Source organism: Paucibacter sp. B51 (assembly GCF_027863535.1).
Classification (GTDB): domain Bacteria; phylum Pseudomonadota; class Gammaproteobacteria; order Burkholderiales; family Burkholderiaceae_C; genus Paucibacter_A; species Paucibacter_A aquatilis.
In genome coordinates, this window is sequence record NZ_JAPIVN010000001.1 from 4,088,839 (window position 1) to 4,109,174 (window position 20,336).

Below are 20,336 nucleotides of genomic sequence, written 5' to 3' on the forward strand. Positions count from 1 at the left end.
GCTCACCCATTCACCCGTTCACCTCTTCACCCGGAAAGCTACCTATCCATGTTCGAGGGATTCAAAGTCCTCTTTGTCGAAGACGATCCGCCGGTGCGGGCCAGCCTGAGCCAGACCCTGGAGCTGGAGGGCCTGGAGGTGCAGGCCTGTGCCAGCGCCGAAGAGGCCCTGCCCCATATCCAGGCCGGGGCGCAGCTGATCGTGGTCACCGATGTGCGCCTGCCCGGCATGGACGGCCTGGGCCTGCTCGACCATGTCATGGCCACCGACCCCGAGATCCCGGTGGTGCTGGTCACCGCCCACGGCGATGTGGCCATGGCCGTGCGGGCCATGCGCACGGGCGCCTACGATTTCATCGAGAAGCCCTTTGCGCCCGAACGTTTCCTTGACGCGGTGCGCCGTGCCCTGGACAAGCGCGTGCTGCGCGTGGCGGTGGACGAGCTGCGCGGCCAGCTGCAGCGGCGCAGCGGCATGGAGGCGGTGCTGCTGGGCAATTCGGCCGCCATGCAGCAGGTGCGGCGCCAGGTGCTGAACCTGGCCGACACCTCGGCCGATGTGATGATTCTGGGCGAGACCGGCACCGGCAAGGAGCTGGTGGCGCGCTGCCTGCACGACGAGAGCCGGCGCCGCGACCGCAACTTCGTCGCCATCAACTGTGGCGGCCTGCCCGAGGCGCTTTTTGAGAGCGAGTTGTTCGGCCATGAGCCGGGCGCTTTCACCTCATCGTCCAAGCGCCGCATCGGCAAGATCGAGCATGCCAACGGCGGCACCTTGCTGCTGGACGAGATCGAGACCATGCCCATGCTGCTGCAGATCAAGCTGCTGCGCGTGCTGCAGGAGCGGCGCGTCGAGCGCCTGGGCTCGAACGAGGAGCTGCCCATCAATGTGCGCGTGATCGCCGCCACCAAGGCCGATCTGCGCGCCCTGAGCGAACAGCAGCTGTTCCGCGGCGACCTCTACTACCGGCTCAATGTCGCCACCCTCTCACTGCCGCCGCTGCGCGAGCGGCGCGAGGACATTCCGCTGCTGTTCCAGCACTTCGTCAACCAGGCCTGCGCCCGCTACGAGCGCAGCGCGCCCGAGCTGAGCCCGCAACGCCTGCGCGAGCTGATGGCCCATGACTGGCCCGGCAATGTGCGCGAGGTGCGCAATGCGGCCGACCGCTTTGTGCTGGACATTGGCGGGTTCGAGGGCACCAGTGCACCCACGCCCGAACCGCAAGCCACCCTGGCCCAGCAGATGGACCAGGTGGAGAAGGCACTCATCGAGCAGGCCCTGCAACGCTGCCAGGGCAAGGTGCCGGCGGCCATGGAGCTGCTGGGCACGGCCAAGAAGACGCTGTACGACAAGCTGCACCGCCACGGAATCGACCTGGAACGCTTCAGATCGAACTGAAACGCTGACGGGCAAACTCAGCGGTACTGCGCCGGGTCCGGCGAATCGCTGGGCTGCTCAATCAGGCGCTGAAACGCAGGGCTCATAGGCAGGCGCAGATTCACTCCCGAGCCCGGCAGCGGGCTCTCGAACCAGCGCTGGTAGATGCGGCGGATCTCGCCGCTGCGGAACAAGGCCCGCAGAACCTCATCGACCAGCTGCTTGAAGCCCGGATCGCCCTGCGCCAAGCCCAGGGCATAGGGCTCGATCGAAAAAGACGCCTCGGAGATCAGGTAGTCCTGGGGCCGGCCGCTGCCGGCCAGCCAGGTGCGCAGCAGCACATCGTCCATGGCATAGGCCACGGCACGGCCGGTCTGCAGCAGGCGGAAGGCGTCCTTGTCGTCCTGGCCGACCAGGATCTTCATGTCCAGCTCGCGGGTCTGGTTGAGCTGGTGCAGGAACTGGATGCTGGTGGTGGCGATGGTGGACGCCACCGGCTGGCCGCGCAAATCTTCCACACTGCGGATCGGCTGCTGGCGCTTGGACAGCAGGCGGGTCTCGGCCACAAAAGTGGTCAGAGAAAACGCCTGGATGCGCTGGCGCTCGGCCGTGTGGGTGGTGATGCCGCACTCCAGATCGACCGCACCATTGGCCACCATGGGCATGCGGGTGGCCGAGCTGACGCTAACCATCTTGGCTTCCAGCTCCGGCAGCTGCAATCGCTTACGCACCGCCTGGACCACCCGCTCGCACAACTCGATCGAGTAACCCACCGGCTTGAGATCGGCATCGAGGTAGGAAAACGGCGCCGAGGCCACGCGGTAGCCCAGCACGATCACGCCCGTATCGCGGATCTTGCGCAGCGTGGGTGAACTCAGGGGCTCGGCCGCCCGCGCCGTCAGCAGCGACAGGCCGATCAGCAGGAGCAGAGCGAAAGACCGGAAAGGGAAGTTGGACATGAGGCGAAGTCGGAACAGAGGCCGCGGCAAGCTGCTGCGGAAAAGCTGCCGCGATTGTCACAGCTGCCGCGCGCGGCGCGAGGCTGTGGCAGGATGACTGCCCTGATGAGCCCTCACTTGCCTTCCCCCGATGCCGCCGCCCGTGATGCGGCATGGCGCGAAGTCCTGCCCCTGGAGCAGGCCCTGGCCGCCCTGCCCGCTCACAGCCAAGACTTGCTGCAAGAGGCGCGCAAAACGTGGTGCCGCGAACAAGGCCTGCTGCTCTTCGCCTACGGCTCGCTGATCTGGCGCCCGGGCTTTGAAGCGGCCGAGCAATGGCCGGCGCGGGTCCAGGGCTACCACCGCGCGCTGCGCCTGCGCAGCCTGTCCAACCGTGGCAATCGCGAACAACCCGGCCTGGTGCTGACCCTGCTGCCCGGCGGCAGCTGCCGCGGCCTGGTCTACCGGGTGGCGCCCGAGCACAGCGCGCGGGTCCTGGACGAGCTCTGGGTGCGCGAGATGGTGGTGGGCTCGTACACGCCGCGTTGGCTGCATTGCCACACAAAGGCCGGCCCCCGTTTGGCGCTGAGCTTCACGCTCAAGCGCAACAGCCCGGCCCGGGTCGGCCCGCTGGACGATGCCGCCTTGCTGCATATCCTGCGCCATGCTCGCGGCCGTTACGGCAGCACCCTGGACTATCTGCAGCGCTGCGTGCTGGGCCTGCGCGCGCACGGCATCCATGACCGCGAACTTGAGCGGCAGCTGCATCTGGCCGCCACCCACGGCCTGTGCGAAACCCTGGCGCGGATCAGGCGCTGACCTGGGCCTTGACCCGCTGCAAATCGGCCACGGTGTCGACATCGAGCAGCACACCGGGATCGTCTACATCCACCGCCTGCGAGGGGTACCGCGCCATGATGCGGCGCGCGCCCTCGTCGCCATGCAGATCAACCAGCTCGGAGAACAGCTCGGCACTGAAGCCCACCGGGTGGCCCTGGCGGCCGCGGTACTGGGCGTAGGCGACGGGATAACTGCTCAGCGCAACGGCCACCGCAGTCATGGTCTCAGGCCGCAGCAGGGGCATGTCGGCCGGCACAATCAACCAGCCTTCGGAATCGCCGCTGGCACTGACGCCGGCCGCAATCGAGTGGCCCATGCCCACGGGACTGGGGCGGCCTTGGCTGTCCAGCTCCGGCAGCACCACGACATCGCGCTCGGCCACCAGCTGCTCCAGGCTGCCGGCCAGGGCCGGTGTGGTCACCACCACCACCCGCAGCTCGGTCGCCAAGGCATGCGCCACGGTGCGGGCCAGCACCGTATCCAGCAGCGGGTCTTGGCCGGCACCCAGGCGCTGCGCCAGCTTGTGCCCTTGGCCGGTGAATCTCATGCCGCGTCCTGCCGCGAGCACGACGACAGCCGGTCGCCGATGTGTCATCAGATCAAATCCTTCAAAAAGCCCCTCGGCTCGGGCGCTGCCCGATCGACACGCCGGGCTGCACAGTGCCGCAAGCATGCCGCCCGGGCCCGGCTGTGCGCAATGGGGCCATCACTTAAGGTGTTCTACCGTCAGAGCAAGTACCAGCGCCCGCTCTGGGCCGATACTCTGCGCATGAACAGCAGCAACCACAGCAAACCCGAATCCCTGGCCGACCTGCGCAAGAGCTACGAGCAAGGCGAGCTTGACGAGGCCATGGCCGCGAACGAGCCCCTGAGCCAGTTCAAGCAATGGCTGGATCACGCCCTGGCCAGCCAGGTGCCCGAACCCAATGCCATGACCGTGGCCACGGTGGGCGCCGACGGCCGCCCATCCACCCGCATCGTGCTCATCAAGAGTTATGACGAGCGCGGCATCGTCTGGTTCACCAACTACCAAAGCCGCAAAGGCCAGGAGCTGGCAATCCACCCCTTTGCCGCCCTGCAGTTCCACTGGGTGGAGCTGGAGCGGGTGGTGCGCATCGAGGGCCGGGTCGAGAAGGTCAGCGACGAGGAATCGGACGCCTACTTCCACTCCCGCCCGTTGGACTCACGCCTGGGCGCCTGGGCCTCGCCACAAAGCCAGGTGATCAGCTCGCGCGGCGTACTGGTGGCCAACGCCGCCAAGGCCGCCGTGCAGCACGGCCTGAACCCCGCCCGCCCACCGCACTGGGGCGGCTACCGCCTGGTGCCCGAGCGTTGGGAGTTCTGGCAGGGGCGCAAATCGCGCCTGCATGACCGCCTCAGCTACCGCCTGCAGTCCGACGGTCAGTGGCTCAAGGAGCGCCTGGCCCCCTGAGCCCCTGCCACCTTAACAAGCTCGAGGCGGCGCTCGCTCAGAAGCGCAGCTGCAAGCCGGTGTGCAGGCTGCGGCCCGGCAAGGGGCTGAGCTCGCGGATGGTGGCCACCGAACTGGCGCTGTAGGCCAGTTGATTGCCCAGATTGTCGAGCTTCAGATACCAGAGCGCCTCGTTGTTGCCGATGCGCAGCTGGCGTGACAGGCTCAGCTTGAGCACACCGTAACCGGCCGTGGCATGGTCCAGGGCCGGCACACGGTTCTGCCGCGCACTCAAGCGCCACTCTGCGCGGGCCGTCCACGGGCCCTGGTTGGCGTCCAGCGCCAGGCTGGCGCGCAACGGCGCCAGACGAGGCAAGGCTTCACCAGTCTGCCGGTTGTGACCGCGCACGCCATCCAGCGTGGCCGAGACCGCGAACTGCGTGCCCGGCAGCAGCTGGGCCGGCAAATGCCAGTGACCTTCCAGCTCAAAGCCGGTCAGCACGGCCGGAACCGATTTGAAGGCATAGACCGGGAAGCGCTCGCCTTCGTCTTCAAACTCCTCACCCGTGGCGTCGAGGGCGATATAGCTGGCAAAGCGCGTGCGGTACAGGTTCAAGCGCACAAAGTTTTCGGCCTGCTTCCATTCCAGGCCAAAGTCCACACCCTTGGCACGTTCCAGCCCGAGATTGACGTCACCGCGCTCGTAGGCGCCGCTGGCCACATGCACGCCTTGCGCATGCAACTCATAGAACATGGGGGCGCGCTGGCTGCTGTTGACCTGGGCATTGAGGCTGAAGGCCTCGCTCAGGCGATAGCTGCCGCTCAAGCTCAGGCTGCGTGGCTTGAAGCGCTGGCTGCTGGCAGCGCCAAAGCGTGGCTCTTCGGCATCGGCCGCATCGCCAGCCGAGTTGACGCGCACCGTTTCCGCACGCGCGCCCGCCTCCAGGGTCAGCGGGCCGGCTGAGTATTGCTCCAGCAAGAAGACCGCACTGCTGCGCGTCTGCGAGCTGGGCACCAGGGCTTCAGCGCCGATGGCAGAGAAGTCGCTGCGCTCCATCTGCAGGCCCAGCATGCCCTTGACGGCAGCACTTGCGCCCCAGGGCGCATGCTCCAGCTCCAGGCGCAGGTCCTTGCCGCGGTTCTTGAACACCGTGCCCACCTCACCCGAGCCTTCCACCTCCTGATGTTGGTAGCGGCTGCTGCTGGCGTTCCAGCTCACCCGGCGAAACAGTTCGGCCGCGCCGCTGCCCGGGGCGAAACGCCATTCGCCGGCCGTGGCCGCGCGCTGGCGTTGCATCTGGATCTGCACATCGGGCTCGACCGTCACGCCGTAGTCGTTGTGATAGTCCTCCAGCGACAGCCCGGCATAGCCCTGGGCGAAGATGTAGGAACCGCCCACCGCGCCGCCGTGGCTGCGCGCCGCGGAGTTGCGCACCTCGGTGGCGCTTTCACCCTCGGCGGTGAAGCGCGGGGCGCTTTGGTTGGAGGCCCGACGGCCGGCCAGGTCGGCATGCCAGGCCCAGCCTTGGCTGCCCGAGCCGACACCACCGTCCAGCACCACGGCGCCGTTGCGCTCTTGCGCCGGGCCGCCGAAGCGCACTTCCGCCGCACCGCTCAAGCCGGGCTGCATGGCCTTGGGGATGCGGTTGTCCAGGGTGTTGACCACACCGCCGATGGCATTGCCGCCGTAGAGCAAGGCGGCCGCACCGCGCAACACCTCGACCCGGTCGATGACCAAGGGGTCGGTCGGCACGGCATGGTCAAAACTCAGGCTGGAGGCATCGACCGAGGCGCCGGAGTTGTTCAGCATGCGCACCCGGTCGCCATCCAGGCCACGGATGGTGGGCCGGTTGCTGTTGGGGCCGAAGTAGCTGGCCGAGACGCCGGGCAGGCCATCGAGGGTCTCGCCCAGCGAGGAGGCTCGGCGCAGGCTCAGCACATCGCCGCTGAGCGCGCTGTTGGCTTGGGTCAGCTGCTGGCTGCGCAAGGGGTTGCCGGTCAGTTGGACACGGCCCAGGTGCTCGGTGCTGCCGGCTGCGGACGGCGCAGCGGCCAGCGCGGCAGCGGGACCCGCCGTGACTGCAGTCTGAGATGGAGCGATCGAGGCTGTTTGGGCCTGGCTGGACAGACTCAGACACAGGAGTGCGGCTCCCAGGGCCAAGGGCCGCGGGGCAAAAACGGAAGCGGTGCTCATGATCGGAAAACTTTCTGGCGCTCGTGCCGGCGGTCCGCCTGCACGCGGACTCGTGGACACAAAACATGACCGGAGGAACGGGGCTCGGACAAACCCAGATGGGATGCGCGCGAAGCCCATCTCGATCCGAACGCAGGTCACAAAGACGGTCGCCGCTGAACACAGCGGCCAACACGCGGAACCTTGCGCGGTCGAGGCGAAAAAGGGAGTTCGCTCAGGCCACCGAAGGCGGGCCGCGGGCGGCGCGCTTCCAGTACGCCGCCAGGTGCAAGGACGCCACCGGAGCCGCATCGGGCCTCGCGAACACAGCGTCTTGAAGCGCCACCGCGGGCAAGGCCAGGGGCGCGTGGTCGTGGCTGAGCTGGTCAAGCAGCAAGCAAATCAGCTCGCCGCGTGTGTGACCCCAGCCCTCGCCGGACGTCATCCGGGCGGTCTGGGCATCCGACACAGCGCTGGCCGGCGCCAGCGAAGCCAGCGGCACCAGGGCTCGCGCGAAGCCGGCGCTGTGCAGCACCCGGTGCGATTGCCCCAGGCCCTGGAAGGCCAGCATCAAGGCCAGCAGCGCCCAGACCCGCCAGGCCTGCGCCTGCAGCCAGCGCAGCGCTGCGGCGCTGCGTGGTGGGGTCTGGGAGCTTCGGCTCATGGATTCAGTCGATGAAGTCCGGGCAGGCGCTCAGGGCGCGCCCAGCCCTTGGCCGCCGTTGATGCGGTAGAACAGGCCGTAAGGGTCGTCGCTGAGCACGGCCAGCACCCCTTCGACCAGCACCGGCTCCAGGGTGTAGCGCACCGGCTGCTGGGTGAAGACTTCAATCAAGCCCTCGGCACCGGCCGGCACGCAAAACGAGCAGGAGGTCGGCACCGATGACAACAAAAAGTGGCGCTGCTTGTCGCCCGGCTCCAGCGGCATCATGAATCCCTGAACCTTGACCTTCTTCTGGTTCAGCGCCTGCACCGGAGCGGGAAAGGTCGGCACCAGCCGGTTTTTCTCCGCCTTGGTGCTCACCGAGGACAGCAGGCTCCAGGACAGCACACCTTCGCGCTCCTGCAAAGGCTTGAAGGGACTGCGCGGGTCGTGGTAGCCCGGGCCTTGCCCGATGGCTGGCGCCTGCGCCTGCACCCCAGCGCAGCACAAGGCCAAGCCCAGCATCACAAGATGACGGCGGGCAGCAAGCGCAAAGCGGGATGGGCGGTTCACAAGCAGAACAGTTCGGTTCATGGCGATTCGGATCGAGTGCGGCATTGTGCCTGCAGCGGCATCGCTTCAGCGCGGCGCCTGCAGCAATTCACTGACATCCAGCCGGTAAGCGCGCCAGGCCGGCCAGGCCGAGGCCAGCAGGGCCAGCGCCGCGGCAAGCAGGGGCAGGCTCCACTCCCAGCTTGAGAACCAGGCGCCGGTCAGGCGCAGGCTCTGGCGCTCGGCCAGCACCCGGCCCAGGATCTCGCACAGACCATGCCCCAGGCCAAGGCCGATGACACAGGCCAGTGCCGCCAGAATCGCCGCCTCCAGCCCCACCAGCACCGCCACCCGCCACGGTGGCGCGCCCAGCATGCGCATCATGGCCAGATCCGCCTGCCGGGCCCGGACGGCATTGAGCAAGGCCACGAACACCGACAAGCCCGCCGCCAGCAGCAGCACCCACGCAAAGCCGCGCAAGACCTCGGTGCCCGCCCCCACCATGCGCAGCAAGCGCGCGGTTTCCAGCGCCGGCGCTGCCGCCTGCAGGCCCGGCTGGGCATTGACCCAGCGCGGCAGGCTGATGGCCGCCAGCGGGCTGCGATAGCTGAGCAGGATCAAGGTGACCTCCCGCTGGGCCTCATTCCTGTCCTCCGCCTCATGCGCCTCATGCGCCTCGCCATGGTGGGCCTCGTGAACCTGCCAGACGGAGGCCAGATCGGTCAGCACCAGGCGGTCGATCACGGTGCCTGTGGGTTTCAGGATGCCGGTCACGATGTAGCCGCTGCCCTCGTGCGCATCCCCCTGCTCGCCCAGGCCGTGGCTGCCGGCAAACGATGCGCCCAGGCCCAGGCCGGTGCGCTGTGCGACCTCGGCACCGAGCACGGCCTGCATCGGCCCGTTCCACGCCTGCCCCTGAGCCAGGCTGGCGCCGTACAGATCCAGATAGCTGCGCTCCGTGCCCACGATGCGAAAGCCACGCAGGCTGTCACCCAACGACAGGGGCACGGCGCGTGCGACCAGGGGCTGCGCACGCAAGGTCTTGAGTGTGGCCAGCGGAATGTTGCCGGTGGGCACATCGAGATGAAACACGCCCGAAAGCATGATCTGCATGGGGCTGCCTTTGGCGCCGACCACCAGATCGATGCCGGCCAGATCACGGCGCACACCCGCCTCGATCTGCTCGCTGACCAGGAGCACAAAGCTGATCGCCGCCAGGCCCAGGCTCAAGAGCAAGAGATTCAGGCCGGCCGTCAGTGGCTGCGCCCAGAGATACCGCCAGGCCAGGCGAATCAGGGCGCTCATGCCTGCACCTCGCCTGCGCGGCCCGCCGCCAAATCCAGCAGCGACCAATCCGCCCTGCCCGCCAGCGGCTGGACCAGACGGCCGTCGTGCGTGGCCAGGATCAAGCTGACGCCCTGCGCCGCAGCGACCTCGAGCAGCAAGTGCAAGACCTGCTGCGCATGGGCATCGTCCAGACTGGCGCTGGGCTCATCGGCCAGCAAGAGCGCCGGCTGCCGCATCAAGGCCCGCGCCAGGGCGACCCGCTGCGCCTGCCCCACGCTCAGCTGGTGCGGCAGGCGCGCGGCCAGGCCTTGCAAACCCAGCTGCTGCATCAAAGCCAAGGCACGCTCAGGCTGGGGCGGCAAGCCAGCGCTGATGAAGGGCAGAGCCAGGTTGTCGAGTACGCTGAGGCTGGCGCTGAGGTGCAGGCGCTGAGGCACAAAGCCGAGCTGCGCGCCGCGCCAGGCATCGCGCTGGCGCGCGCTCAAGGTGCTCAGCTCGGTACCGGCCATCTGGATGCGGCCCGCGCTCGGCGTCAGCAGACCGGCTATCAGGGCCAGCAAAGTGGATTTGCCGCTGCCCGAGGGGCCTCGCAGCAGCAAATGCCGTCCGGTCGGCAGCGAAAAATCAGGAAAAACGACGGGGCTGCCGCCACCCGCGTAGTGGTGGCTGAGCCCGGACCATTGAATGCTCATCGACGCCAAGCGCTCCGCAGGTGTTTGTGCACGTGATGCGTCAATCGGCCGGGCGCAGCAGGCGCGCAAAGGTCTTGCGGAACTTTTCGACCTTGCCGGCCACGACAAAGGCGCAGTAACCCTGGTCGGGGTTGCGGGCGTAGTAATGCTGGTGATAAGACTCGGCCGGCCAGTAGTTCTGCTCGGGCAGCAGTTCCGTCACCACCCGCCCATGGTGGGCGGCCTGGGCTTCGTCCCATACCTGGCGGGCTTGCGCCGCCTGCTCAGCTGAATGGGTGTAGATGCCCGATCGGTACTGCGTGCCGACATCGGCGCCCTGGCGATTGAGCGAGGTCGGGTCATGGATGACAAAGAACACCTCCAGCAACTCGCGCAGGCTGACGACAGACGGATCGAAATCGACGCGCACCACTTCCGCATGGCCCGTCTGGCCAGAGCAGACCTGCTCGTAGGACGGGTTCTCGACCGGGCCATTGCAATAGCCCGACTGCACCGCATGCACGCCGCGCACCTGCTCAAACACGGCCTCAGTGCACCAGAAACAGCCGCCACCGAGGGTGATGCGTTGCAAGGAGGTAGGAATGGGGCTGTTCATGGTGTCAGGTCGCGTCACAGCGAAGGTATGGGGGAGACAAACGAGTCGGCGCGAGCATAGCCGAGCCGACCCGCACTTGCCGACGACGGGCTCATGCCCACATGCAGCGATGATGCGCACCGGCGAAACAGAATCAATTCGACAACAGGTGTGGAAATCGAGGTGGAGCGAAGGTGGATTGGAGCTTGTTGACCCCAAACTTGAAGCCGCTGGCCATGAGCCTGGTGCAGGCACCCATGGTGTTCATGGCCCTGGCCATCGCAGGCGGCTGGCAGTTGCAAAAAGGACGCCGGCGTCGTGGCTGGCTGCTCCTGTTCGCGACCGTGATCGCGGTCTGGCTCAGTGGTTGCGAAGGCTTCGGACGTTTTTTGAGCCAGCAATTGCTGAACACCCCGCCCGCCCTGGACAGGGCGGAGATCGCCCGATTGCGCCAGCTGCAAGCCAAGGACGGCGGCGTGGCCGTGCTGGTGCTCGGCGGCGGTGCACGCCAGTGGGCGCCGGAATACCAGGGCCCCTCGCTCAATGAGCACAGCCAGCCCCGGCTGAGGCTGGGCATCTGGCTGTCACGGCAGATCCAGGCGCCGCTGGGCTTTTCGGGCGGCATCGGCTGGCAGGCGCGCGACCAGCTGCTCAGCGAAGGCCAGATCGCCCGCCGCGTCGCTTCCGATGAATTTCAACACCCCCTGTCCTGGATCGAAGACCGCTCGCGCGACACCCGCGAGAACGCCCGCTTCAGCTTCGACTATCTGCAGCAGCGCCAGATCCGCACCCTGGTGCTGGTCACGCATGAGCAGCATCTGCCGCGCGCGCTGCGCGCTTTTCGCGAAGCCATGAATGACAAGGGCGTGCCGGGCTCCATCACCCTGATCCCTGCCCCAGCCGGCTTGCGTCCGGACGGCCCATGGCGACTGAGCACCTGGTTGCCATCCAGCGAGGGCTATGCCCGGGTGCGCTATGTCATCTACGAGGCCATTGCCCTGGCCGCGGGCCACTGAAGCGGCGACGCCCAGCGGAAAACGTCAAGCCCAGAAGTAGAAACCCCTTCCAGGCCTGAACCGGGAAGGGGTGTGGTGGCTGACGCCACCGATGGGGCTCTCGGGGGATGTGCCCGAGGGCTCCTGGCGCGCAATGATTGCGCCAGAGGTTGTGCCTGAGACAGGCCTCCCAACACTAGGTGAGGCCCGGCTCGCTTTCAAGCCATCAAGCCCCGGACAAACCCGGGGCTGAGGATGTGAACAGGGTTTCAAACAGCTGATCGGCGCGCGCTTGCACCTCGGGCGTCATGACGATGCCCCGGCCCCACTCGCGGCTGGTCTCACCCGGCCATTTGTTGGTGGCATCCAGGCCCATCTTGCCGCCCAGACCGCTGACCGGCGAGGCGAAATCGAGGTAGTCGATCGGCGTGCTGTCCACCAGGGTGGTGTCACGCACCGGGTCCATGCGTGTGGTGATGGCCCAGACCACTTCCTTCCAGTCGCGGATGTTGATGTCCTCATCCACCACGACGATGAACTTGGTGTACATGAACTGCCGCAAAAAGCTCCAGAGCCCGAACATCAGCCGCTTGGCATGGCCGGGATAGGCTTTGCGAATCGAGATCACCGCCATGCGGTAGCTGCAGCCTTCGGGCGGCAGATAGAAATCAACGATCTCGGTGAACTGCTTTTGCAGAATCGGCACGAACACTTCATTCAGCGCCACACCCAGAATGGCCGGCTCATCGGGCGGCTTGCCGGTGTAGGTCGAGTGGTAGATCGGCTGCTCGCGCCTTGTCAGGCGGCTGACTTCAAACACCGGGAACCAATCCTGCTCGTTGTAATAACCGGTGTGGTCGCCGTACGGCCCCTCCAGCGCGTGCAGGTAGCCGCCCTTTTCTTTCAGCGGCACGCCGTCCTCGCTGGCACCGGTGAAGCCCGCAGCCGCCGGCGGGATATGCCCCTCCAGCACGATCTCGGCGCTGGCAGGCACTTGCAACATGCGGCCGGCTTCACCCACGCCGCTGTCCACCAGTTCGGTGCGTGAGCCCCGCAACAGTCCGGCGAACTGGTACTCCGACAAGCTGTCGGGCACCGGCGTGACGGCGCCCAAGATGGTGGCGGGATCGGCGCCCAGCGCCACCGCAATCGGAAACGGCTGCCCCGGATTGGCCAGCGCAAACTCGCGGAAATCCAAGGCGCCGCCGCGATGGGCCAGCCAGCGCATGATGAGCTGGCGCCGTCCGATCAGTTGCTGGCGGTAGATCCCCAAGTTCTGGCGCGCTCGCGGCTTGGGCACCGACTGCGGCCCCCGGGTGATGACCAAGCCCCAGGTGATCAGAGGGCCAATATCACCCGGCCAGCACGTCTGGATCGGGATGTCCTTGAGGTTGATGTCGGCGCCCTGAATCTGCACCTCCTGGCAAGCCGCGCGGCGCACCGTCTGAGGCTTCATGTCCCAGACTGCTTTCATCATCTGCAGCAAACGGCCGACGTCCTTGACGCCCTTGGGCGGTTCGGGCTCTTTCAGATTGGCCAGCACATGGCCGACCTGGCGCAAATCATCGAGGCTGTCGGCCCCCATGCCCAGGGCCACACGACGCGGTGTGCCAAACAAATTGCTGAGCACCGGCATGGTGTGACCGGTGGGTTGCTCGAACAAGAGCGCTGGTCCCTCGGCGCGCAAAACCCGGTCGCTGAGGGCCGTCATCTCCAAGACAGGGGAGACCGGCTGGCTCACCCGTTTGAGCTCACCCATGCCCTCCAAACCGCCAATAAAGTCGCGCAGGTCACGATACTTCATAACATCCAGTAATATAAAAACCAGTTAACAAGCTTGACGGGTTATTTTTGACCCTTAAAATCCGCCTACCCTGAACGTTCAGGGTTAACCCGTGTCTTCGCCTTCGGGAGGGTGAAGACGCCCCGCTGCCGATGGACGTCAGCCCCGGCGAAGGCCTGCAATCCGCAAGCCCCGCCACCTGGGCCGGCCCATTATCACTGCCACCTCTTGAGCCCCTGGCACCAGCCGGGATGCTTAATTCGTGGAAGAGAAGAAAGGAGTCGCATGACAGCGCGTCGTGATCTTTTATCCCTGACCCGCAGCACCGGAGCCGCTGCGTCCTTGTTCATCAAGGACATCGGCCAAGGCCTGCTGGTCGTCAGCCACAACACCCTGGCCCTGGTTGGCCTGGCCGTGGTGGCTGTGCTCCTGACCTTTGCCAGCCAGGCGGAACTGCGCCAGCAACTCGAAGGCCAGGCCCGTGGTTGGCTCCATGCCCGCCAAGAAGCCCGCAATATCGCCGATGGCAACACCTTGATCGGCAACGAAGAACCGGATGCGATCGCCCGCGCCACGGCGGTCGACCCCAAGGACCTACCTCGCCAGCAGGCCGCCATCGCCCAATGGGTGGCACGGCGCTACAAGGTTGCACCGGAACCCATCAGTCGCCTGGTTCAAGAAGCCTACGCGGTCGGCCAGCGCGCTCGGGTGGAACCGACCCTGATTCTGGCCATCATGGCCATCGAGTCGGCCTTCAACCCATTTGCACAAAGCACGGTGGGCGCCCAGGGTCTGATGCAGGTGATGACCCAAGTGCACAACGACAAGTACGAGGCGTTCGGCGGCAATTTCGCGGCCTTCGATCCGATCACCAATATGCGTGTCGGTGTTCAAGTGCTGAAAGAGTGCATCCAGCGAGCCGGCACGGTGGAGGAAGGCTTGCGCTACTACGTGGGTGCAGCCAATTTGCCCGACGAAGGCAACTACACCAGCCGAGTCTTGGCCATGCAGGAGCAACTCAAGGCCGTGGCCGCGGGCCGACCTGTACCCGCTCGCCCAGCCAGCACACCAATGGCTGTACCCAAGCTGCCGAGCGGCCCGGCCACGGTCGAGGACGAGCGCGTCGCCCAGCTGCACTGAGCGCAGCCTGCCCTGTGCTTTGGCGAAGCCGGCTTCCTCGGGAGCCCCTGGCGCTGCGGCTACACTGCAGCCTTCGCGCGACTGGCGATCAAGGAGGGCCAGGTGACCGAGCGTCACCGGCAGCCTGAGGTGGTGGACCACCGGGAAGCGCGAACGTCGATGGGCTGAACCCCACGCCGACTTCAGCCGTTCGCCTGGGCAGCTTGGTCTCGCTGATGCACCTGTTTCTTCAAATCGGTGCCCAGCCGGACGGGCACTCCACCTCTAGAGCACTGCCACCCCTATGTTTGACCGTAGCACTTCCACCCTCGCCCAAGTCGATCCGGATCTCTGGGCTGCCGTCCAGAACGAAAACCGTCGCCAAGAAGATCACATCGAGCTGATCGCCTCGGAAAACTACACCTCGCCCGCCGTGATGCAGGCGCAGGGCAGCCAGCTGACCAACAAGTACGCCGAAGGCTATCCCGGCAAGCGCTACTACGGTGGCTGCGAGTACGTGGACGTGGTCGAACAGCTTGCCATTGACCGCCTGAAAGAGCTCTTCGGCGCCAACTTCGCCAATGTGCAGCCCAACTCCGGCTCGCAAGCCAACCAAGGCGTGTTCTTCGCATTGCTGCAGCCGGGCGACACCATCATGGGCATGAGCCTGGCCGAAGGCGGCCACCTGACCCACGGCATGGCCCTGAACATGAGCGGCAAGTGGTTCAACGTCATCTCCTACGGCCTGAACGCCAAGGAAGAGATCGACTACGACGCCATGGAGGCCCTGGCCCGGGAGAAAAAGCCCAAGCTGATCATCGCGGGCGCTTCAGCCTACAGCCTGCGTATCGATTTCGAGCGCTTCGGCAAGATCGCCAAGGAAATCGGCGCCTACTTCATGGTGGACATGGCCCACTACGCCGGCCTGATCGCAGCGGGTGTCTACCCCAACCCGGTTCCGCACGCCGATGTGGTGACCTCCACCACCCACAAGAGCCTGCGCGGCCCACGTGGCGGCATCATCCTGTGCAATGACGAAGCCATTGCCAAGAAGATCAACTCCGCCATCTTCCCCGGCATCCAGGGCGGCCCGCTGATGCACGTCATCGCCGGCAAGGCCGTGGCCTTCAAGGAAGCGCTGACGCCCGAGTTCAAGGCCTACCAGGCTCAGGTGGTCAAGAACGCAAAGGTCCTGGCCGACACCTTGATCGAGCGCGGCCTGCGCATCGTCTCGGGCGGCACCGAGAGCCACGTCATGCTGGTGGACCTGCGCCCCAAAAACCTGACCGGCAAGGAAGCCGAGGCCATCCTGGGCGCCGCCCACATGACCTGCAACAAGAACGGCATCCCCAACGACCCGCAAAAACCCATGGTCACCAGCGGCATCCGCCTGGGCACGCCGGCCATGACCACGCGTGGATTCAAGGAAGAACAGGTGCGCGCCACCGCTCACCTGATCGCCGACGTACTGGACAAGCCGCATGACGAGGCCAACCTCGCCACCGTGCGCGAAAAGGTCGCCGCCCTGACGCGCGACTTCCCGGTCTACCGCTGAGCCTGATCCAGGCACGACACGCCGATGCGCTGCCCCTTTTGCAATCATGGAGAAACCCAGGTCGCCGAGACCCGGGAATCGGATGAAGGCGATGTGGTGCGCCGTCGGCGTCGCTGCCTGGGTTGCGACAAGCGATTCACCACTTACGAACGGGCAGAAATTGCCCTGCCCGTGGTGGTCAAGAAAGACGGCACGCGCGCGGACTTTGATTCCCGCAAGGTTCGCGCGTCCATGCAACTGGCCCTGCGCAAGCGCCCGGTCAGCATTGAGCAAATCGACGCCGCCTTGCTGCGCATCGAAGAAGCCCTGCTGACCAGCGGCGCCCGCGAATTGCCCTCAACCAAGCTCGGCGAGCTGGTCATGCGCGAACTCAAGCGCATCGACAAGGTGGCCTATGTCCGCTTCGCGTCCGTGTACCGCAGCTTTGAAGATGTGGACGAGTTCCGCCAGCTGATCCGCGAGATCTGAGCCGCTTTTTTGCCGCTATTAGCGCCTCGCGGCCTCACAACACCATCCCCCACCAAAGAGGGGGGGCACTCCCACCTCGGAGTGACAGAGATTCAGACCTGTACCTCCTAGATTGTGTCTATCGCGGCACATCAAGGAGTGACAAATGAACCGTCTGAATCAAAGCACCGGCATTCGAGGCGTATCCCTGATTGAAGCCTGCGTCACCCTCTCGATCGTCTCGACATTGACAGCGGTAGCTTTGCCGTCCCTGCAATCCAGCAAACGTGTTCAATCCCTCAAAGCTCTGTCGCAAACCCTCATGACGGACTTGCAGCAAGCCCGAGGAGACACCGTCTTGCTCGGCGCCTCCACGCATTTCAAGACCTCTTCGACAGCAGCGGGAAGTTGCTATGTCCTCTACGCTGGAGACGTCAGCGCCTGTGGCTGCAACGCGGACGGTCAAGCCTCCTGCACCACCGCCGGGCGACTGATTCGATCCCAGTGGGTTCAACGAAGCAGTGGCTTGACCATGCAAGCCAATGTCACGACTCTCAGCTTTCACAGCAGACAAGGCACCGTAACAAGCACAGGCCACATCGACGTGAGCAGCCAGCAAGGCGAAACTCTTCGCCATGTCATAGCCATCACAGGTCGTATTCGGACATGCTCGCCGAACGGTTCAATTGCCGGTAGCCCCACCTGTGCTTGAGCCCCCCCCCCTCAAGTGAGGGTCTGCAGACAAGCGGTTCAGCTCCCAGGACAAGCGGCAAAGTAGCGCCTTATTGCGCCTCTTGCGGTTTTCATAATGCACGCATGAGAACACCGCGCCGAAAAAGCCCAGCATTGCTAAGCCTTAGACGGCTCCAGACGGCCGGCTTTACCTTGATCGAGCTGATGCTGACTGTGGTCATCATTGCCATCTTGGCGGCTGTTGCACTACCCAGTTACAAAGAGTACGCGACTCGCAGCCGCCGATCGGAGGCGATCACCGCAATTTCAGCGGTGGTCCAAGCCCAGGAAAGATGGCGAGCCAATCGATCGTCCTATTCAAACTCCGTGACGGACCTGGTGGGATCACTTCAGATCCAACACTACGAGTTGACCTTGGAGGGGATTGGCGAAACGGGCAGCTACGCGACGGGGTATGTCGTGAAAGCTACGGCCAAATCCCGCGGTCTACAAAACAATGATTCCGATTGCCCGGTCATGATGGCAACAATGACAGGCGGGCAATTGACCTACTCCGCTCAAGCCGGACAAGTCAACACAACAAGCAAATGCTGGCCCAAATGAAGCACAAGCGCAACGGAGTGACGCTGGTTGAATTGATGGTGGTGCTCGTGATCCTCGGGGTCCTGGCCGCCCTGGCAGCTCCATCCATGGCCGATATGTGGAACAGGCGCCGAGTGGCTGCGGTTGCCGACGAAATTGCGAACGATTTGGCCTTTGCACGCTCTGAGGCGGTCGCGAAGGGCACCAACGTCCAAATCCATTACAAGAAATCGACAGACCTCAGTTGCTACACGGTCAACTATCGAGGCACTGTGGGTTTTTGCAACTGCCTTTCGACCACTGCCCCGGCTTGTGACCCCATCGACACAACGGCCACCGAAGTCAAGACAGTACAGATCCCCGGCAGCTTAGGTGTGACTTTCGAATCAACGGGCGCGACGGGTATCGGCGCCAATCGAATTGAGTTCACCTTTCCGCAGTTCACGCCCAACCCGGCTGACTTTTCAGTCCTGGTCAGTGGACGAAGGGGCGTCAGCTTGAAAGTTCAAGTGAACGCCATGGGTCGCATCAAGACGTGCTCACCCAATGGAACCATGCCCGGGGTTGCATCATGCTAGGTCGAAATCGAGCTTCAATTCGTAGCCGGCAACTTGGTCTCAGTCTGATTGAACTGATGGTCGGGGTCACCGTTGGCATGATCGTGATTGCTGGGGCCGGCATGATGATGACCAGCCAATTGGCGGATCACCGACGCCTTGTGCTGGAAACTCAAATTCAACAAGATCTTCGGGCTGCAGCAGACTTGATGCTCAGGGAGATTCGTCGTTCAGGGGCATGGACCATTCCGCAGAACGGCATCTGGGCGCCTGGCATGAGTTCAAGCCCGATTGAAAATCGGTATGCAGCATCACTGCGTGTGACCGGTGAAGACAATTCGCGAGTCTTGACTTACGCCTACGCCAAGCACAAGGAACGTACGGGCATTCCATCCGACCCGGCCGAAGACAACGCAGTTGATGACGACACAGAATCCTTCGGCTTCAAACTCGAAGGCGGTATGTTGCGCATGCGGCTCGGAGGCCGATGGCAGCCGATGACAGACTCCAACACCTTGTTGGTCTCTTCTTTCAATGTCAGCAGCAACGAGCAGACGGTCAGCCTGATCGACAGCTGCCCCGATCGCTGCGAGGGTGCGAGTGTCAACTGCCCGCCTCGTCAAATTCAAAGGCTCATCACCATCACATTGACGGGACAAGCGGCTCATGACAGCAATGTCGTGAGACAAGTGACCGTGAGCGGCAAAGCCCGCAACGATGAAATCACTGGGACTTGCTCATGAGGTCCATTTCAAACAAGCAACATGGCGCGGCGACTCTGGTCGTCGTGATGGTCTTGTTCTTGATCATGGCAATGATGGCTGCGTATGCCAATCGAAACATGGTCTTTGAGCAGCGAATTGCCAGCAACTACTATCGAGCCAATGTTGCAGTTGAAGCTGCAGAGGCTGGCATTGAGTGGACCTTGGGCATGCTCAATGGCATCAACATTGACGCAGCTTGCCGAAGCAGTGCAACTGCCACGACCAGTTTCCGGGATCGTTACCTGACTTCGATTCAGCCCGAAACCCGCGAAATCAACGTACTCGATTCAACAGGTGCTGTCGGGCATGCTGCCTGCGTTCGCAACAACGCAACGGGTACATGGACTTGCCAGTGCGCAAGCACAATGGTCTCTTTGACAGCATTCCCTTCAGTCACTGAGGCGGACAGCCTGCAACCAACGTTTTATGTCAGACTGGACCGGCGACCTGCCAACAGCGCGACACCGCCCCCACCCCCAAAACCAGGCACGATGCGCTTGCGAGCCATTGGCTGCAGTGGCAGCTCAATTCCCACCTGCGCCGATGTGCAAGCCAGCGCCCTCGCCATGCAGGGCCGATCTACGGTCGAGGCAGATATTGCCCTCGTCAGTGCGCTCAAGAACGCTCCCGCCAGCCCATTGACTGTGAAAGGCACGCTCACGGTCGACGCAGAGAGTCTCGGTTTGCACAATAGTGACCCACGTGCCAACGGCATGCTTTTGGTGACCGGCGAAGCCCGACCAAGCAGTCCGGCCTTACGCACGGACCGAATGAGCAGCCTGCCAGGCTCTGACCCCACAACGGCCATTTTGGACAATGACCTGAGCCTGAAGAATGCGCCTACGGGTCGCATGTTCTCCAGATATTTCGGCATGACGCTGCAGCAGTACCTGGATCAACCGGCCATGCGAAAGATCACCTGCCCGGAAGCAGACTGTGGGAGCGCCTTGGTCACCGCCTACGCGCGCGGCGTTCGCATGGCCTGGGTTGACGGCCCCGTCACCATTGCCAGCAACGTCACCTTGGGCAGCGTGGCCATGCCGATGGTGATCGTGGCGAAAGGCACGCTGACACTCGAGGGTCCCATGCAACTTACCGGGCTCATCTACGCTACGGGACAAGGACGCTGGGCCGGATCCAGTACTCAGCCCTCTCTGATCACGGGCTTGCTCATGCTAGAGGGCGGCCTCGAAGTCACTGGTCGGGCAGATATCTGGTATCACCCTTCGGTCGTCAATCAACTGAAAAATGCGACCGGCAGCTTTGTGCGCATGCCCGGAAGCTGGTGGAACTACTGATATGGGCGCACCGCATCATCATTCAAAGCCCACTCATTGGGCTCGACTCGTGAGGCCAG

Annotated in this window: 21 protein-coding genes and 1 riboswitch; of the genes, 12 read left to right on the forward strand and 9 right to left on the reverse strand. The window is 64.5% G+C overall.

The features are described from left to right. Positions 1–48 precede the first annotated feature (48 nt). Entirely contained in the window at positions 49–1,395 is a 1,347-nt protein-coding gene (locus tag OOB33_RS17235) for a sigma-54-dependent transcriptional regulator (RefSeq protein ID WP_102766822.1), read from the forward strand. 17 nt (positions 1,396–1,412) lie between these two features. Here OOB33_RS17235 and OOB33_RS17240 read toward each other — a convergent pair whose 3' ends face one another. Beyond that, on the reverse strand, positions 1,413–2,333 hold the full coding sequence (locus OOB33_RS17240; RefSeq protein WP_271009569.1) for an amino acid ABC transporter substrate-binding protein: 921 nt from the start codon (positions 2,331–2,333) through the stop codon (positions 1,413–1,415). Between the two features lie 105 nt (positions 2,334–2,438). On the opposite strand from OOB33_RS17240, the gene OOB33_RS17245 reads away from it, so the two are divergent. After that, positions 2,439–3,131, forward strand: coding sequence for a gamma-glutamylcyclotransferase (locus OOB33_RS17245; protein ID WP_271009570.1), 693 nt, complete (start codon positions 2,439–2,441; stop codon positions 3,129–3,131). Here OOB33_RS17245 and OOB33_RS17250 read toward each other — a convergent pair. Then, entirely contained in the window at positions 3,121–3,699 is a 579-nt protein-coding gene (locus tag OOB33_RS17250) for a nucleotidyltransferase family protein (RefSeq protein ID WP_243392706.1), read from the reverse strand. The two genes, OOB33_RS17245 and OOB33_RS17250, sit on opposite strands and share 11 nt — an antisense overlap. 222 nt (positions 3,700–3,921) lie before the next feature. On the opposite strand from OOB33_RS17250, the gene pdxH reads away from it, so the two are divergent. Further along, a complete protein-coding gene (gene pdxH, locus OOB33_RS17255; protein ID WP_271009571.1) occupies positions 3,922–4,584 on the forward strand; it encodes a pyridoxamine 5'-phosphate oxidase in 663 nt (220 codons plus the stop codon). Positions 4,585–4,621: 37 nt separating this feature from the next. Here pdxH and OOB33_RS17260 read toward each other — a convergent pair whose 3' ends face one another. The 6 genes from OOB33_RS17260 to msrA form a co-directional block, all read right to left on the reverse strand. Further along, entirely contained in the window at positions 4,622–6,757 is a 2,136-nt protein-coding gene (locus OOB33_RS17260; protein WP_271009572.1) for a TonB-dependent receptor, read from the reverse strand. 214 nt (positions 6,758–6,971) lie between these two features. Next, on the reverse strand, positions 6,972–7,400 hold the full coding sequence (locus OOB33_RS17265) for a hypothetical protein (RefSeq protein ID WP_271009573.1): 429 nt from the start codon (positions 7,398–7,400) through the stop codon (positions 6,972–6,974). A 30-nt stretch (positions 7,401–7,430) separates the two neighbouring features. Then, on the reverse strand, positions 7,431–7,973 hold the full coding sequence (locus OOB33_RS17270; RefSeq protein ID WP_271009574.1) for a DUF3299 domain-containing protein: 543 nt from the start codon (positions 7,971–7,973) through the stop codon (positions 7,431–7,433). 45 nt (positions 7,974–8,018) lie between these two features. Next, positions 8,019–9,236, reverse strand: a complete 1,218-nt coding sequence (locus OOB33_RS17275; protein WP_271009575.1) for an FtsX-like permease family protein — start codon at positions 9,234–9,236, stop codon at positions 8,019–8,021. Continuing rightward, on the reverse strand, positions 9,233–9,910 hold the full coding sequence (locus OOB33_RS17280; protein WP_271009576.1) for an ABC transporter ATP-binding protein: 678 nt from the start codon (positions 9,908–9,910) through the stop codon (positions 9,233–9,235). Before OOB33_RS17280 ends, OOB33_RS17275 begins: the two co-directional genes overlap by 4 nt. A 40-nt stretch (positions 9,911–9,950) precedes the next feature. Further along, positions 9,951–10,505 carry a peptide-methionine (S)-S-oxide reductase MsrA gene (gene msrA, locus OOB33_RS17285; RefSeq protein ID WP_271009577.1) on the reverse strand — a complete coding sequence of 185 codons (555 nt, stop codon included), beginning with the start codon at positions 10,503–10,505 and terminating at the stop codon, positions 9,951–9,953. A gap of 185 nt (positions 10,506–10,690) precedes the next feature. Between msrA and OOB33_RS17290 the strand changes: the two genes are divergently transcribed. Beyond that, a complete protein-coding gene (locus OOB33_RS17290; RefSeq protein ID WP_271009578.1) occupies positions 10,691–11,500 on the forward strand; it encodes a YdcF family protein in 810 nt (269 codons plus the stop codon). A gap of 205 nt (positions 11,501–11,705) precedes the next feature. Here the strand turns inward: OOB33_RS17290 and OOB33_RS17295 are convergent, their stop codons facing one another. Then, positions 11,706–13,283: a UbiD family decarboxylase gene (locus tag OOB33_RS17295; RefSeq protein ID WP_271009579.1), complete on the reverse strand. Its 1,578-nt coding sequence runs from the start codon at positions 13,281–13,283 to the stop codon at positions 11,706–11,708. A 264-nt stretch (positions 13,284–13,547) separates the two neighbouring features. Here OOB33_RS17295 and OOB33_RS17300 point away from each other — a divergent pair, with 264 nt between their 5' ends. From OOB33_RS17300 to OOB33_RS17335, 8 genes are all read left to right on the forward strand, one after another. After that, positions 13,548–14,402 carry a lytic transglycosylase domain-containing protein gene (locus OOB33_RS17300; RefSeq protein WP_271009580.1) on the forward strand — a complete coding sequence of 285 codons (855 nt, stop codon included), beginning with the start codon at positions 13,548–13,550 and terminating at the stop codon, positions 14,400–14,402. 67 nt (positions 14,403–14,469) lie between these two features. Then, a riboswitch (ZMP/ZTP riboswitch) is annotated at positions 14,470–14,609 on the forward strand. A gap of 76 nt (positions 14,610–14,685) precedes the next feature. After that, a complete protein-coding gene (gene glyA, locus OOB33_RS17305; protein WP_171828788.1) occupies positions 14,686–15,936 on the forward strand; it encodes a serine hydroxymethyltransferase in 1,251 nt (416 codons plus the stop codon). Positions 15,937–15,960: 24 nt separating this feature from the next. Further along, positions 15,961–16,404 (forward strand): transcriptional regulator NrdR, encoded by a 444-nt coding sequence (nrdR, locus tag OOB33_RS17310; protein WP_102766835.1) that lies wholly within the window; start codon positions 15,961–15,963, stop codon positions 16,402–16,404. A gap of 145 nt (positions 16,405–16,549) precedes the next feature. Continuing rightward, entirely contained in the window at positions 16,550–17,095 is a 546-nt protein-coding gene (locus OOB33_RS17315; protein ID WP_271009581.1) for a GspH/FimT family pseudopilin, read from the forward strand. 104 nt (positions 17,096–17,199) lie between these two features. Then, positions 17,200–17,679 carry a type IV pilin protein gene (locus OOB33_RS17320; RefSeq protein ID WP_271009582.1) on the forward strand — a complete coding sequence of 160 codons (480 nt, stop codon included), beginning with the start codon at positions 17,200–17,202 and terminating at the stop codon, positions 17,677–17,679. After that, positions 17,676–18,236: a GspH/FimT family pseudopilin gene (locus OOB33_RS17325; protein WP_271009583.1), complete on the forward strand. Its 561-nt coding sequence runs from the start codon at positions 17,676–17,678 to the stop codon at positions 18,234–18,236. Before OOB33_RS17320 ends, OOB33_RS17325 begins: the two co-directional genes overlap by 4 nt. Next, the gene (locus OOB33_RS17330) at positions 18,194–18,958 is read left to right on the forward strand and encodes a prepilin-type N-terminal cleavage/methylation domain-containing protein (protein ID WP_271009584.1); all 765 of its coding nucleotides are present in this window, start codon (positions 18,194–18,196) and stop codon (positions 18,956–18,958) included. The genes OOB33_RS17325 and OOB33_RS17330 overlap by 43 nt, the downstream gene beginning before the upstream one ends. Beyond that, positions 18,955–20,277 carry a PilX N-terminal domain-containing pilus assembly protein gene (locus OOB33_RS17335; RefSeq protein ID WP_271009585.1) on the forward strand — a complete coding sequence of 441 codons (1,323 nt, stop codon included), beginning with the start codon at positions 18,955–18,957 and terminating at the stop codon, positions 20,275–20,277. Before OOB33_RS17330 ends, OOB33_RS17335 begins: the two co-directional genes overlap by 4 nt. Positions 20,278–20,336: the final 59 nt, after the last annotated feature.

Excerpts from the sequence above, each read along its gene's own strand:
- OOB33_RS17300 (WP_271009580.1), top strand. The coding sequence starts at position 13,548 with ATGACAGCGCGTCGTGATCTTTTATCCCTGACCCGCAGCACCGGAGCC.
- OOB33_RS17250 (WP_243392706.1), bottom strand. The coding sequence starts at position 3,699 with ATGAGATTCACCGGCCAAGGGCACAAGCTGGCGCAGCGCCTGGGTGCC.
- OOB33_RS17270 (WP_271009574.1), bottom strand. The coding sequence starts at position 7,973 with ATGAACCGAACTGTTCTGCTTGTGAACCGCCCATCCCGCTTTGCGCTT.
- nrdR (WP_102766835.1), top strand. The coding sequence starts at position 15,961 with ATGCGCTGCCCCTTTTGCAATCATGGAGAAACCCAGGTCGCCGAGACC.
- OOB33_RS17320 (WP_271009582.1), top strand. The coding sequence starts at position 17,200 with ATGAGAACACCGCGCCGAAAAAGCCCAGCATTGCTAAGCCTTAGACGG.
- glyA (WP_171828788.1), top strand. The coding sequence starts at position 14,686 with ATGTTTGACCGTAGCACTTCCACCCTCGCCCAAGTCGATCCGGATCTC.
- OOB33_RS17335 (WP_271009585.1), top strand. The coding sequence starts at position 18,955 with ATGAGGTCCATTTCAAACAAGCAACATGGCGCGGCGACTCTGGTCGTC.
- OOB33_RS17235 (WP_102766822.1), top strand. The coding sequence starts at position 49 with ATGTTCGAGGGATTCAAAGTCCTCTTTGTCGAAGACGATCCGCCGGTG.
- OOB33_RS17260 (WP_271009572.1), bottom strand. The coding sequence starts at position 6,757 with ATGAGCACCGCTTCCGTTTTTGCCCCGCGGCCCTTGGCCCTGGGAGCC.
- OOB33_RS17295 (WP_271009579.1), bottom strand. The coding sequence starts at position 13,283 with ATGAAGTATCGTGACCTGCGCGACTTTATTGGCGGTTTGGAGGGCATG.
- OOB33_RS17265 (WP_271009573.1), bottom strand. The coding sequence starts at position 7,400 with ATGAGCCGAAGCTCCCAGACCCCACCACGCAGCGCCGCAGCGCTGCGC.
- OOB33_RS17240 (WP_271009569.1), bottom strand. The coding sequence starts at position 2,333 with ATGTCCAACTTCCCTTTCCGGTCTTTCGCTCTGCTCCTGCTGATCGGC.
- OOB33_RS17280 (WP_271009576.1), bottom strand. The coding sequence starts at position 9,910 with ATGAGCATTCAATGGTCCGGGCTCAGCCACCACTACGCGGGTGGCGGC.
- OOB33_RS17315 (WP_271009581.1), top strand. The coding sequence starts at position 16,550 with ATGAACCGTCTGAATCAAAGCACCGGCATTCGAGGCGTATCCCTGATT.
- OOB33_RS17245 (WP_271009570.1), top strand. The coding sequence starts at position 2,439 with ATGAGCCCTCACTTGCCTTCCCCCGATGCCGCCGCCCGTGATGCGGCA.
- OOB33_RS17325 (WP_271009583.1), top strand. The coding sequence starts at position 17,676 with ATGAAGCACAAGCGCAACGGAGTGACGCTGGTTGAATTGATGGTGGTG.
- pdxH (WP_271009571.1), top strand. The coding sequence starts at position 3,922 with ATGAACAGCAGCAACCACAGCAAACCCGAATCCCTGGCCGACCTGCGC.
- msrA (WP_271009577.1), bottom strand. The coding sequence starts at position 10,505 with ATGAACAGCCCCATTCCTACCTCCTTGCAACGCATCACCCTCGGTGGC.
- OOB33_RS17275 (WP_271009575.1), bottom strand. The coding sequence starts at position 9,236 with ATGAGCGCCCTGATTCGCCTGGCCTGGCGGTATCTCTGGGCGCAGCCA.